The organism is Streptomyces sp. NBC_01320, assembly GCF_035974375.1.
Classification (GTDB): Bacteria; Actinomycetota; Actinomycetes; order Streptomycetales; family Streptomycetaceae; genus Streptomyces; species Streptomyces yanii.
Map to the genome: position 1 here is coordinate 4,541,894 of NZ_CP108390.1, position 12,235 is coordinate 4,554,128.

Consider the following 12,235-nt stretch of genomic DNA (forward strand, 5'->3'; position numbering starts at 1 on the left):
CTGAAAAGCGAGTCGCCCGGCGGCTCCACCCAAGGTGCAAGCCGAACCCCCCGGGGGTCTCTCGGCGAACCTCTCAGGTTCCGATGACAGATGGGGAGGGATCGTCATCGTCGCCATGCCCTGGGAGCCACACCTATGAGCAACGCCCCCCGTCTCACCGCCCTCGACGCCCTGCATCGCTCGCTGGGCGCGACCATGACCGACTTCGCCGGCTGGGACATGCCGCTGCGGTACGCCAGTGAGCGCGACGAACACAACGCGGTGCGCACGAAGGCGGGTCTCTTCGACCTGTCGCACATGGGTGAGATCACCGTCACCGGTCCGCAGGCCGCGGCGTTCCTGAACTTCGCGCTGGTCGGCAACATCGGCACCGTCGCCGTCGGCCGCGCCCGCTACACGATGATCTGCGCCGAGGACGGCGGCATCCTGGACGACCTGATCGTCTACCGGCTGGGCGAGACCGAGTACATGGTCGTCGCCAACGCCGGGAACGCCCAGATCGTGCTGGACGCGCTGACCGCCCGCGTCGACGGGTTCGACGCCGAGGTGCGCGACGACCGCGACGCGTACGCGCTGCTCGCCGTCCAGGGCCCCGAGTCCCCCGCCATCCTGGCCTCGGTCACCGACGCCGACCTGGAGGGTCTGAAGTACTACGCGGGTCTGCCCGGCACCGTCGCCGGTGTGCCCGCGCTGATCGCCCGTACCGGTTACACCGGCGAGGACGGCTTCGAGTTGTTCGTCGCCCCCGAGCACGCCGAGCAGCTCTGGCAGGCCCTCACGGCGGCGGGCGCCTCCCGTGGCCTGATCCCGTGCGGTCTGTCCTGCCGCGACACGCTGCGCCTGGAGGCGGGCATGCCGCTGTACGGGCACGAGCTGACGACCGAGCTGACCCCGTTCGACGCCGGTCTCGGCCGGGTCGTGAAGTTCGAGAAGGAGGGCGACTTCGTCGGCCGCAAGGCCCTGGAGGCCGCCGCCGAGCGCGCCGAGACCGCCCCGCCGCGCAAGCTCGTCGGCCTGATCGCCGAGGGCCGCCGGGTGCCGCGCGCCGGCTACCCCGTTGTCGCCGAGGGCCAGGTCATCGGCGAGGTCACCTCCGGCGCCCCGTCGCCGACGCTCGGCAAGCCGATCGCCATCGCGTACGTGGACGCCCTGCACGCCGCGCCCGGGACCACAGGCGTCGGAGTGGACATCCGGGGCAGCCACGAACCGTACGAGGTCGTCGCCCTGCCGTTCTACAAGCGCCAGAAGTGACGCAGTCGCGTCTCACACCGTAAGACCACCGTTCATCAGCACTCCCCCGCGTACAGGAGAATTCAGGTCATGAGCAACCCCCAGCAGCTGCGTTACAGCAAGGAGCACGAGTGGCTGTCGGCCCTCGAGGACGGTGTGGCCACGGTCGGCATCACCGAGTTCGCGGCCAACGCGCTCGGTGACGTCGTCTACGCCCAGCTCCCGGAGGTCGGTGACACGGTGACCGCGGGCGAGACCTGCGGCGAGCTCGAGTCGACCAAGTCCGTCAGCGACCTGTACTCGCCGGTGACCGGCGAGGTCACCGCCTCCAACCAGGACGTCGTGGACGACCCGTCGCTGGTGAACTCCGCTCCCTTCGAGGGCGGCTGGCTGTTCAAGGTACGCGTCGCGGAGGAGCCGAAGGACCTGCTCTCCGCCGACGAGTACACCGAGTTCTCCGGCAACTAAAGACTCCAAGGGACCACCTGATGTCGCTTCTCAACTCCTCCCTCCACGAGCTGGACCCGGACGTCGCCGCCGCCGTCGACGCCGAGCTCCACCGTCAGCAGTCCACCCTCGAAATGATCGCCTCGGAGAACTTCGCTCCGGTCGCGGTCATGGAGGCCCAGGGCTCCGTCCTCACCAACAAGTACGCCGAGGGCTACCCGGGCCGCCGCTACTACGGCGGCTGCGAGCACGTCGACGTGGTCGAGCAGATCGCCATCGACCGGATCAAGGCGCTGTTCGGCGCCGAGGCCGCCAACGTCCAGCCCCACTCGGGTGCGCAGGCCAACGCCGCCGCGATGTTCGCGCTGCTGAAGCCGGGCGACACGATCATGGGTCTGAACCTGGCCCACGGCGGTCACCTGACCCACGGAATGAAGATCAACTTCTCCGGCAAGCTCTACCACGTGGTCCCGTACCACGTCGACGAGACCGGCGTCGTGGACATGGCCGAGGTCGAGCGCCTGGCCAAGGAGTCCAAGCCGAAGCTGATCGTCGCCGGCTGGTCCGCGTACCCCCGTCAGCTGGACTTCGCCGCCTTCCGCCGCATCGCGGACGAGGTCGGCGCGTACCTGATGGTCGACATGGCGCACTTCGCGGGCCTGGTGGCCGCGGGTCTGCACCCGAACCCGGTACCGCACGCCCACGTCGTCACGACCACCACGCACAAGACCCTCGGCGGTCCGCGCGGTGGCGTCATCCTGTCGACGCAGGAGCTCGCCAAGAAGATCAACTCTGCCGTCTTCCCCGGTCAGCAGGGTGGTCCGCTGGAGCACGTGATCGCGGCCAAGGCGGTCTCGTTCAAGGTCGCGGCGACCGACGAGTTCAAGGAGCGCCAGCAGCGCACCCTGGACGGCGCCCGCATCCTCGCCGAGCGTCTGGTCCAGCCGGACGTCACCGAGGTAGGCGTCTCCGTCCTCTCCGGCGGTACGGACGTGCACCTGGTCCTCGTCGACCTGCGCAACTCGGAGCTGGACGGCCAGCAGGCCGAGGACCGGCTCCACGAGCTCGGCATCACGGTCAACCGGAACGCCATCCCGAACGACCCGCGGCCGCCGATGGTCACCTCGGGTCTGCGGATCGGCACGCCGGCCCTGGCCACCCGCGGCTTCCAGGCCGAGGACTTCACCGAGGTCGCCGAGATCATCGCGTCGGCCCTCAAGCCGTCGTACGACGCCGACGACCTCAAGGCCCGCGTGATCGCGCTGGCCGAGAAGTTCCCGCTGTACCCCGGCCTGAAGTAGTCCGGGTCACTTTTCGCACGTTTGGGGCGGGGCACCGCGCACACTGGACAGTGAGCGCGGTGCCCCAACCCTTGTCCCGCTGCTCTTCGGACCGACCGGTCCGTACCGCACCACCCGGCAGACAACGGCGTCTACCAACCCCTTAGGAGTCACACCGTGGCCATCTCGGTCTTCGACCTGTTCTCGATCGGCATCGGCCCGTCCAGCTCCCATACGGTCGGCCCGATGCGCGCGGCCCGTATGTTCGCGCGCCGCCTGAAGAACGAGGGCCTGCTCGCCCACACCGCTTCCATACGCGCCGAGCTGTTCGGCTCGCTCGGCGCCACGGGCCACGGCCACGGCACGCCCAAGGCCGTCCTGCTCGGTCTGGAGGGCGAGTCCCCCCGTACCGTCGACGTGGAGTCCGCCGACGACCGGGTGGCCGCGATCCGCTCCTCGGGCCGGCTCAACCTGCTGGGCATGCACGAGATCGACTTCGACGCCGACGAGCAGCTGGTCCTGCACCGCCGCAAGGCGCTCCCGTACCACGCCAACGGCATGACGATCTTCGCGTTCGACCGCGACGGCGCCCCGCTGCTGGAGAAGACCTACTACTCCGTCGGCGGCGGCTTCGTCGTCGACGAGGACGCGGTGGGCGAGGACCGGATCGTTCTCGACGACACCGTCCTGAAGCACCCCTTCCGCACCGGCGACGAACTGCTGGGGCTCTCCCGCGACACCGGCCTGTCGATCTCCTCCCTCATGCTGGAGAACGAGCGGGCCTGGCGGACGGAGGAGGAGATCCGCTCCGGTCTGCTGGACATCTGGCGGGTCATGCAGGCATGCGTGTCGCGCGGAATGGCCCGCGAGGGCATCCTCCCCGGTGGCCTGAAGGTCCGCCGCCGCGCCGCGAACACCGCACGCCAGCTGCGCGCCGAGGGCGACCCGCAGGCCCACTCGATGGAGTGGATCACCCTCTACGCGATGGCGGTCAACGAGGAGAACGCCGCGGGTGGCCGCGTCGTCACCGCCCCCACCAACGGCGCAGCCGGCATCATCCCTGCCGTGCTGCACTACTACATGAACTTCGCCGCGGGTGGCGCCACCGAGGCCGAGAAGGAGGACAGCGTCGTCCGCTTCCTCCTCGCGGCCGGTGCCATCGGCATGCTGTTCAAGGAGAACGCCTCGATCTCCGGCGCTGAGGTCGGCTGCCAGGGCGAGGTCGGCTCCGCCTGCTCGATGGCCGCGGGAGCACTCGCCGAGGTCCTCGGCGGCTCCGCCGAACAGGTCGAGAACGCCGCCGAGATCGGCATGGAGCACAACCTGGGCCTGACCTGCGACCCGGTCGGCGGTCTCGTCCAGATCCCCTGCATCGAGCGCAACGGCATGGCGGCGGTCAAGGCGGTCACCGCGGCGAAGATGGCGCTGCGCGGCGACGGCAGCCACAAGGTCTCCCTCGACAAGGTCATCAAGACCATGAAGGAGACGGGCGCGGACATGAGCGTGAAGTACAAGGAGACGGCGCGGGGCGGGCTCGCGGTGAACATCATCGAGTGCTGAGGGAACAGGCCCTGACCAGTGCGTTCGTATCTTTCAGCGCTGTCAGGGCCTTCCCTGCTTACGCAACGTAATGTCCCTGGAATCTCCCTGGGACAGACGTCGAAGTCCCTGAAAAGTTCCTGGGATGTCCCAGCCGCGAGCACGGCCTGCAACTGCCTGCGCGCCTCGTGAACGCGGCCGGTCCCCACGTATGCGTGGCACAGGCAGCTACGACTTTCCATGGCGGGCGGTAAGCGGCCCCGACAATGTCGGGGCGGGCCGTAGGAGCACAACCATCAGCTCAAGCTCCACCTGAGATGACCTGATCGGACCTGAACCGATCCGGTCGGGTCCCGGACCGAGAACACAGGTGGGTGAGCCCCGAGGGGTCTCACCCTCCTGTTGCGGGTCCTGATCGGGGCGCTTCACCGCTCGCCGCGGACACATGTGGTCGCGGTGGGCGCCGGAGTGCCGGTGCGGCGGCCCCGGGTTGCGGGCGGCGACGGCGGGGCTCTCAGCGCCGGGTGAGATCCATGTGCCAGTTGGTGACCCAGGTGCCGCCGTCGTCCACGGAGAACGCCTGCTCCCAGTGGGCCGAATCCGCTGTGATGCCGGACCAGATGAAGCGGACACGTACGGGCTTGCCCTCGTGTGTGTCGTCACCGTAGAACTCGCCCCGGCCGTCCACGAAGCCGCCGACCACCGGTGGAAACAGCCGCCCCGTGCGGCGGTCGGCCCAGTGGAGCGCCCAGAGCTGTGTGTCCCGGTCGAAGAGACGCAGGGTGAGACCCGCGAAGCCCTTCGTCGGGAACTCGATCTCGTCGAAGTTGGCACCACCGTCGAAGTGCCGTGTGCCGTGGCTGACGGCCGGGAATTCTTCCCACTCGCTCGCCTCGTCCAGGAAGTCGGTCCGCCGGCGGTTGGCGACGTCCCATGCGCCGACCAGGAAGTCGAAGTCCGTCGATACGGGGGTGGCGGTGCGGGTGAAGCTGGTCATGAGTGGGGCCTTCCGTGTCCGGTTGTGTGCCGACCCCGGGAAACTAGGCGCACTTCACTGACATCCTGTGTCAGTGAAGTCCAGCCGCCTGCTCGCGATCCTCCTCCTGCTCCAGACCAGGGGCCGGGTCACCGCCGACGAGCTCGCGCGGGAGTTCGAGGTCTCCGTACGGACCGTGTACCGGGACATCGAGGCTCTCCACGCCGCAGGTGTCCCGCTCTACGGCGACGCCGGACATCACGGCGGCTACCGGCTCCTCGGCGGGTACCGCACGAGGCTCACCGGGCTGAGCGAGGACGAGGCGCAGAGCCTGTTCCTCAGTGGGATGCCCGGACCGGCCGCCGCGCTGGGGCTCGGGTCCGCGCTCGCCTCCTCCCAGCTCAAGCTGCGTGCCGCGCTGCCGCCCGACCTGCGCGCCGAGGCCGACCGGATGCGGGCCCGTTTCCATCTGGACGCTCCCGGCTGGTACGCGGAGGTGGACGACCTGCGCCATCTTCCCGAGGTCGCGGAGGCCGTGTGGACCGGGCGGAGACTGATGGTCCGCTACCGGCGGTGGAAGGCCCCGACCGAGGTCGACCGCACGCTGGACCCGTACGGCCTGGTACTCAAGGCCGGGCGCTGGTACCTGGTCGCTGGGCCCGGCCCGCGCACCTTCCGGGTCGACCAGATCCTGGAACTGCGCGTCTCGGACGACACGTTCGAGATACCGGACGGATTCGATCTGGCCGAGCACTGGCGCCTGGCGCAGGAGGACTTCCACGCCCGGTTGCACCAGGGCGAGGCAGTCGTCCGGGTGGCTCCCGGCGCGTCCTCCCGGTTCACCGGGGCCGCCGCGCAGGCCTTTGCCGAGACAGCCGTGCCCGAGCGGGATGGCTGGTCGCGGGCGGTGCTGCCCACGGAGTCGCTCGAGCACGCGATCGGGATGTTCCTCGTCCTCGGCCCGGACGTCGAGGTGCTGGAGCCCCCACAGCTGCGGGACGGGTTGTACGAAGCGGCCCGCACCCTGGCCGACGTGTACCGGCCCCGGAGTTCCTGAGGAGCCGAGGACCGCCCTCGCCGTCCTCCTGCGCATGGGACATTCTTGGCAGAAGGTTGACCCCTTCCGTGGCGAGCGGCCGGACGAGGCGCCGCTACGTTCCCTCCCATGCCCTCAACTCCTTTTTCTCTACCGGTGCTTCCCTACCGCAAGCCGACGCGCGGACGCGACTACTGGGTGCTGGACGACGTGCTGCCGGACCCGGGGGCCGTGCGGGAGCGCTGCCTGGACCGGGACGACTGGGCGGAGGGCTATCCGGCGAAGCCGGAGAGCTGGCCGGGACTGCGCGCCATGCCCGCGCTGGAACCGGATGAACTGGCGCGGGTGGAAGGGCTGGTGAAGAGGGAAACCGGCGCCGGGAAGATCTGGGCCGAACGTCCCGCCGGCGGCGGCACGTTCAATCACAACTGCGTCCAGATCGTCGGAGAGGGCGAGTGCGAGTCGCGCCCCCACACCGATTCGCGCACGCTCTGCCGTTACGCCGCGGTGCTCTATCTCAACCCGAAGGTGCCCAAGGACTGCGGGACCAGCTTCTACCGCCAGAGCCTGCCCGGCGGCTCGCTGGGCGGGAATCAGGTGATCGCGCCGCACAACAACCTCGTCGACGCGCTGGGCACCCGTTTCGTGGCGCCGGACTCCTTCACCGAGGACATCAGGGTCCCGCACCGCGCCAACCGGTTGCTGCTCTACTCCGCCAACATGATCCACAGCGCGACCGGCTACTGGGGCCGGACACTCGAAGAGAAGCGGATGACGGCCGTCTTCTTCTGGATGGCCGGCTGACCCCGCCGGCACGCCTGCCCCCGCCCCGTGCCGTCGGACCTCCCCTCTCGCAGTCGTCCGACGGCACGGCTCGCTCGGCGGCCAGGAGCGCTTGCGCACATGCGGAGGAGGGCGGCCTCGACGCAAGCCGGTTCCACGAGGCCGACGACGTCACCGACCCGGCAGCCTCCGCACCCTCGACCGACGGTGCCACTCGACCCAGAGTTCACCAACTACTCGTAACCGAACAGGTGTTCATTGCGATCATGCCCTTTCGGTCACAAACAGCTTCCCTCGGCCGTGCTCTAGGGGTTCACTGGACGTGACGAGTGGTGACGCGATCGCCATCACGGCGCCGTCCGCTGCCGAGGGCCCGAGGCCCGGCTCGGACGCCCGGCCCCGGCGGAGGAAAGAGGACAGCGCGGAACTCCCCGAGAATCGACCACCCGTCGCCTGCATTGATTCGCGAATTCGACTCATTCCCATTCCCTGTTCGTAACGTTCAGACGAGGGGCACCATGAGCAAACTTGCGCTTCCAGAGTTTCATATGCCGTTCGAGAGCACGGGCTGCAACCCCGGAATTCAGAAGACCAAACAGTCCGCCTGGGACTGGGCGGACGACAATGACCTGGTCCTGTCTCCGGTGGCTCAGAAGAAAATGGTCCGTACGCGTCCCGAGCTCTGGATATCACTCATATTCCCGGCCGCGTCGCAGGAACACCTCGACCTCTTCTGCCAGTGGCTGTTCTGGGCGTTCCTGGTCGACGACGAGTTCGACGACGGGCCCGCCGGCCGCGACCCGCACCTGTGCGAGGAGGCGATCGCCCGACTGGTGGACGTGCTCGACGGCACCAGCACGCCGAACGGCCCCATGGAGCACGCGCTCGACGGCCTCACGCGGCGGACCTGCGAGGGGCGGTCGCCGCGCTGGGTCCGGCAGTTCCGCCGGGACACGGTCGCCTGGCTGTGGACGTACTACGCGGAGGCCGTCGACCGGGCCGCGGGTCATGTGCCGAGCATGGCGGACTTCGTGAAGCACCGCCGCGATTCGGTGGCCATGCAGCCGTTCCTCGATCTGCACGAGATCACTGCCGGAATAGATCTCCCGGAATCCGCCCGATCCCTTCCCGCGTATATCGCGCTACGCAATTCGGTGGCCGATCACTCGGGGCTCTGCAACGACATCTGCTCGTTCGAGAAGGAAGCCGTGCTCGGATACGAGCACAATATGGTCCGGCTCATCCAGCGGGACCGCCGCTGCTCGGTCCAGGAGGCCGTCGACGAGGCCGGGACATGGCTGGCGGGGATCGCCGACCGGGTGCAGCGATCGGAGAAGGAACTCGTCGAGGAGATGGAGGCGGCTCATATCGACGGCCCTGCGCGCGCCGCGCTGGAGCGCTGTATTCAGGACTACCGGGGGCTCGTTCGCGGGGACTTCGACTACCACGCACGGGCGGAGCGGTACACCCGCCCCGACCTGATGGAAATCGACGAACAGCACGCGCTGTCCCGGAACTTCGCCGCCTGACCCGCATAGGTCCGGAGGGCCGGATCCAGCCAGTCGTGCACCGTTCAACCGAAGTAGCCGTCCAGGGGCGCCGGCTCGCCACCGGCGCCCCTCAGCGGCAGGGCACGCAGGGGGCCAGCGCCCAGCCGAGCCGAGCCGGGCCTCGCCCGACTCGGCGGAGCGACCGGTGAGTTCGGCGATGCGGCCGATCCGGTTGAGGACCGTGTTGCGGTGGCAGTACAGCAGCTCGGCGGCGCGCGCCGCCGAGCACCCGTTGTCGAGCCAGACCCGCAGCGTGGGGAGCAGCGCCTCGCGTTCGGCCGCCGTGTCCAGGACGGCGCCGAGATGGGTGGTGACGATGCGTTCGGCGATCTCGGGCCGGCCGACGAGGAGCACCTCGGCAAGCCGGTCGTCGAACGCCGCCCCGTCACCGAGATGTTGAGCTTCTTCGCCCCACGGCCCGGTGGGCTCTCTCCGGGGTGCGGGTTGCGGTACCGACCCCGTACGCCCTGGTCCGGGTGAATGCGGCACCGGAGCGGGTACGTATCGACTCGCCGGTCGAGGTGGACGTGCTGCACCCCGACGGGTCCGTCACCCGCCATCCGGCCCGAGCGTCGGCCGTCGCCCTGTCCCCCTCCGTAGTCCCGACCACCACCCCGCCGACGAAACCGCCGCCGCCGCGCCGCAGAAGGGCTGAAGCCACCTCATGACTGCCGCACCTCCCCCGAAAGCCGAGACATCTCCGCTGGTCAGTACGGTCCACGGCGTGGTGCGCGGTGCGCTCGAACAGGGCGTCGCCGTCTTCCGCGGCATCCCGTACGCGGCCGCGCCGGTCGGCCCCCGCCGCTTCCGGGCGCCGGAGCCACCGGAGCGCTGGGACGGCGTGCGGGAGGCGGTGGCGTTCGGGCCCACCGCCCCCAAGCGGCCCTACTCCCCTCCGCTGGACGAGCTGCTGCCCGACCCCGAAGTGCCGGGCGACGACTGCCTCAACCTCAATGTGTGGACGCCGTCCCCCGCCCGGGCCGGGCTGCCCGTGCTCGTCTGGATCCACGGCGGTTCGCTGCTGCACGGTTCGTCGGCCGTGGAGCTGTACGACGGGGCGGCGTTCGCCCGTGACGGCGTGGTGCTCGTGTCGGTCAACTACCGTCTCGGTATCGAAGGGTTCGGCGTATTCCCCGACGCCCCCGCCAATCGCGGTCTGCTCGACCAGCTGGCGGCCCTGGAGTGGGTGCGGCAGAACATCGCGGCGTTCGGCGGCGATCCGCGGCAAGTCACGGTGTGCGGCGAGTCGGCAGGCGCGATCTCCATCGGAGCGCTGCTCGCCGCGCCGCGCTCACAGGGACTGTTCCGGCGGGCGGTGCTGCAGAGCGGTGCGCCGGCCGCGCTCTCCCCGGAGGCCGGCCGGAGTACCACGGAGCTGATCGCGAAGCGGCTGGGCGTCGCGGCGACGGCCGAGGCTCTGGCCGCGGTCGACCCGGCCGGACTGCTGGCCGCGCAGACCGAGGTGACGGGCGGCGGCACCCCGCTGACCGGTGGGAACTCCTTCCAGATCGTGGTGGACGGCGATCTGCTGCCCCACGACCCTGCCGAGGCCCTGCGCGAGGGTGCTGCCGCCGGGATCGATCTGCTGATGGGGACGAACACCGAGGAGTACCGGCTCTGGTTCGTCCCCAGCGGGCTGACCGAACGGTTGAGCCGCTTCACACTCCGTCTGGCGCTGCTGAAGTTCAAGGTGCCGGGCGCCACGGCGCGTACGTACCGCGCGAACCGCCCCGGAGCCACTCCGGGTGAACTGCTCGGTGCGCTCGCCACCGATCTTCTGCTGCGTGTCCCGCTGAACCGGCTGGCCGACGCCCGCAGCGGCAGTTCCGGCCGCACCTTCCTGTACGAGTTCGGCTGGCGGACGCCGGTACGACGGCTCGGTGCCTGTCACGCACTGGAGATCGGCTTCGTCTTCGACACCCTGGACCGGCCCGACGCCATGGCCCTGACCGGCGAGAACGCCCCGCAGGAGCTGGCCGACGCGATGCATGCGGCCTGGGTGCGGTTCGCCGCGACCGGCAACCCCGGGTGGCCGTCCTGGGATGCGTCCCGCCCGGTGATGGTCTTCGGCCCCGGTGCGCCCGCGGTGGTGCACGCCCCGCGCAACGACGAACTGCGCGGCTGGACACCGTACCGGGACGAGAGGTCGTAGGGTCCCCACGGGCCCGGCGGCGTGCGCGAGGGGCAAACCCGGCTGATCCGGGGCTGCCCCGAGAATGCTGCGGCTGCCGCGGGCCGGACAGGTGCGTGAACGGTTTCGCCCCGCCGCCGCTCCGGTGCAGGCCGTCTGCCCGGAGGCTTGAGCGGCCGGTGGTCCGGCGGACCCCGGCCGGGCAGGGCCGGGGGTCCTTCCGGCGATCAGCCCTTGTTCTGGGCAGCCCAGAACTCGTCGAAGGTGAGGAGACCGTCACCGTTCGTGTCGTGGGAGTTGATGACGGCCTGGGCCACCGGCTCGGTGACGTAGGGGTCACCCAGCTGAGCCATCACGCTCTTGTACTCGGCGGCCGAAATCAGACCGTCGCCGTTCAGGTCGTACCGCTCGAACGCCTTGCGCGCCGACTCGATGTCCGCCACTGTTCCGCCCCTTCGTAATGCCTAACTGACGGAGGTCAGATTAACGGGCGCGAGGGGCACCGATTGCGGCGGCCGGTCGTCGATCATGGGTGGGTGTCCGCGGACGGCGGACAGGACCGGGAACCCGGGAGGGGAACACTTCATGACCGACGCACTGGCCCAGATCCTGACGGCTGCCGCACACGGGCGGTTCCCGCCGCCGGACGGCTCCACGACCGTGGTGGCACAGCCGAACGCACGGGACGCCGGGGTGCTGGCCTTCACCGCGCACTCGGTGGTGGTCACCGACGAGGATCCGGACTGGGTACGGACCACGCTGGCAGGCACCCCGGGCGACGCGCTCGCCGCGACGATGAATCCGCACTTCCTGGGCGCGCTGCTGGCCCGTACCGGACGGCACATGAACACCATCGATCTGCTGACCGTCGCGGGCGCGCTGCCGGGCGAGCCGGAGATCGGGCTCCGGGAGATCGAGGACCCGGAGCACCCGCGGGTGGCGCGGGCGATGAAGTTCCGCGACGAGGTCCGGGTCTGGGCAGCCGACGGCGGGGTGCTGATCCTCGGCCGTGGGGTCGCCGGTCGCTGGGAGACGGCGATCGAGGTGGCGGAGGAGGCGCGCGGACGCCGCCTCGGGGAGCACCTGGCGCGGGCGGCCCGGCATCTGGTGCCGGACGAAGTGGTGTGGGCGCAGCAGTCGCCGGGGAACGCCCGCAGTGTGCGGACGTTCCAGGCGGCGGGCTACCGTCCGGTGGGCTCGGAGGCGCTGCTGGTCGCGGGCTGAGAGCCTGTCGGGTGACCTTCGATCGGATAGCGGACGCGG

General features: G+C 70.0%; 12 protein-coding genes. 10 read left to right on the forward strand and 2 right to left on the reverse strand.

Annotation, left to right across the window (positions count from 1 at the left end; genetic code table 11):
- Window positions 1–135 precede the first annotated feature (135 nt).
- The 4 genes from gcvT to OG395_RS20470 all read left to right on the forward strand — a co-directional run bounded on the left by gcvT (window position 136) and on the right by OG395_RS20470 (window position 4,517).
- Window positions 136–1,251 carry a glycine cleavage system aminomethyltransferase GcvT gene (gene gcvT / locus OG395_RS20455; RefSeq protein ID WP_327244247.1) on the forward strand — a complete coding sequence of 372 codons (1,116 nt, stop codon included), beginning with the start codon at window positions 136–138 and terminating at the stop codon, window positions 1,249–1,251.
- Window positions 1,252–1,320: 69 nt separating this feature from the next.
- A complete protein-coding gene (gene gcvH, locus OG395_RS20460) occupies window positions 1,321–1,698 on the forward strand; it encodes a glycine cleavage system protein GcvH (RefSeq protein WP_037690095.1) in 378 nt (125 codons plus the stop codon).
- Window positions 1,699–1,718: 20 nt separating this feature from the next.
- The gene (glyA, locus tag OG395_RS20465; protein ID WP_327244248.1) at window positions 1,719–2,978 is read left to right on the forward strand and encodes a serine hydroxymethyltransferase; all 1,260 of its coding nucleotides are present in this window, start codon (window positions 1,719–1,721) and stop codon (window positions 2,976–2,978) included.
- 156 nt (window positions 2,979–3,134) lie between these two features.
- The gene (locus OG395_RS20470) at window positions 3,135–4,517 is read left to right on the forward strand and encodes an L-serine ammonia-lyase (protein WP_327244249.1); all 1,383 of its coding nucleotides are present in this window, start codon (window positions 3,135–3,137) and stop codon (window positions 4,515–4,517) included.
- A gap of 493 nt (window positions 4,518–5,010) precedes the next feature.
- Here the strand turns inward: OG395_RS20470 and OG395_RS20475 are convergent, their stop codons facing one another.
- The gene (locus OG395_RS20475) at window positions 5,011–5,493 is read right to left on the reverse strand and encodes a hypothetical protein (protein ID WP_327244250.1); all 483 of its coding nucleotides are present in this window, start codon (window positions 5,491–5,493) and stop codon (window positions 5,011–5,013) included.
- Window positions 5,494–5,566: 73 nt separating this feature from the next.
- On the opposite strand from OG395_RS20475, the gene OG395_RS20480 reads away from it, so the two are divergent.
- The 5 genes from OG395_RS20480 (at window position 5,567) to OG395_RS20500 (ending at window position 10,993) form a co-directional block, all read left to right on the forward strand.
- The gene (locus OG395_RS20480; RefSeq protein ID WP_327244251.1) at window positions 5,567–6,529 is read left to right on the forward strand and encodes a helix-turn-helix transcriptional regulator; all 963 of its coding nucleotides are present in this window, start codon (window positions 5,567–5,569) and stop codon (window positions 6,527–6,529) included.
- A gap of 108 nt (window positions 6,530–6,637) precedes the next feature.
- Window positions 6,638–7,312, forward strand: coding sequence for a DUF6445 family protein (locus OG395_RS20485; protein WP_327244252.1), 675 nt, complete (start codon window positions 6,638–6,640; stop codon window positions 7,310–7,312).
- Between the two features lie 497 nt (window positions 7,313–7,809).
- On the forward strand, window positions 7,810–8,820 hold the full coding sequence (locus tag OG395_RS20490) for a terpene synthase family protein (RefSeq protein ID WP_327244253.1): 1,011 nt from the start codon (window positions 7,810–7,812) through the stop codon (window positions 8,818–8,820).
- A gap of 210 nt (window positions 8,821–9,030) precedes the next feature.
- Window positions 9,031–9,321 carry a hypothetical protein gene (locus tag OG395_RS20495; RefSeq protein ID WP_327244254.1) on the forward strand — a complete coding sequence of 97 codons (291 nt, stop codon included), beginning with the start codon at window positions 9,031–9,033 and terminating at the stop codon, window positions 9,319–9,321.
- Between the two features lie 184 nt (window positions 9,322–9,505).
- A complete protein-coding gene (locus OG395_RS20500; protein WP_327244255.1) occupies window positions 9,506–10,993 on the forward strand; it encodes a carboxylesterase/lipase family protein in 1,488 nt (495 codons plus the stop codon).
- A 206-nt stretch (window positions 10,994–11,199) separates the two neighbouring features.
- Here OG395_RS20500 and OG395_RS20505 read toward each other — a convergent pair whose 3' ends face one another.
- On the reverse strand, window positions 11,200–11,415 hold the full coding sequence (locus OG395_RS20505) for an EF-hand domain-containing protein (RefSeq protein ID WP_037690105.1): 216 nt from the start codon (window positions 11,413–11,415) through the stop codon (window positions 11,200–11,202).
- Between the two features lie 142 nt (window positions 11,416–11,557).
- On the opposite strand from OG395_RS20505, the gene OG395_RS20510 reads away from it, so the two are divergent.
- Complete coding sequence (locus OG395_RS20510) at window positions 11,558–12,196, forward strand: GNAT family N-acetyltransferase (RefSeq protein ID WP_327244256.1); 639 nt, start codon at window positions 11,558–11,560, stop codon at window positions 12,194–12,196.
- Window positions 12,197–12,235: the final 39 nt, after the last annotated feature.

Excerpts from the sequence above, each read along its gene's own strand:
- gcvT (WP_327244247.1), top strand. The coding sequence starts at position 136 with ATGAGCAACGCCCCCCGTCTCACCGCCCTCGACGCCCTGCATCGCTCG.
- gcvH (WP_037690095.1), top strand. The coding sequence starts at position 1,321 with ATGAGCAACCCCCAGCAGCTGCGTTACAGCAAGGAGCACGAGTGGCTG.
- glyA (WP_327244248.1), top strand. The coding sequence starts at position 1,719 with ATGTCGCTTCTCAACTCCTCCCTCCACGAGCTGGACCCGGACGTCGCC.
- OG395_RS20475 (WP_327244250.1), bottom strand. The coding sequence starts at position 5,493 with ATGACCAGCTTCACCCGCACCGCCACCCCCGTATCGACGGACTTCGAC.
- OG395_RS20485 (WP_327244252.1), top strand. The coding sequence starts at position 6,638 with ATGCCCTCAACTCCTTTTTCTCTACCGGTGCTTCCCTACCGCAAGCCG.
- OG395_RS20490 (WP_327244253.1), top strand. The coding sequence starts at position 7,810 with ATGAGCAAACTTGCGCTTCCAGAGTTTCATATGCCGTTCGAGAGCACG.
- OG395_RS20500 (WP_327244255.1), top strand. The coding sequence starts at position 9,506 with ATGACTGCCGCACCTCCCCCGAAAGCCGAGACATCTCCGCTGGTCAGT.
- OG395_RS20510 (WP_327244256.1), top strand. The coding sequence starts at position 11,558 with ATGACCGACGCACTGGCCCAGATCCTGACGGCTGCCGCACACGGGCGG.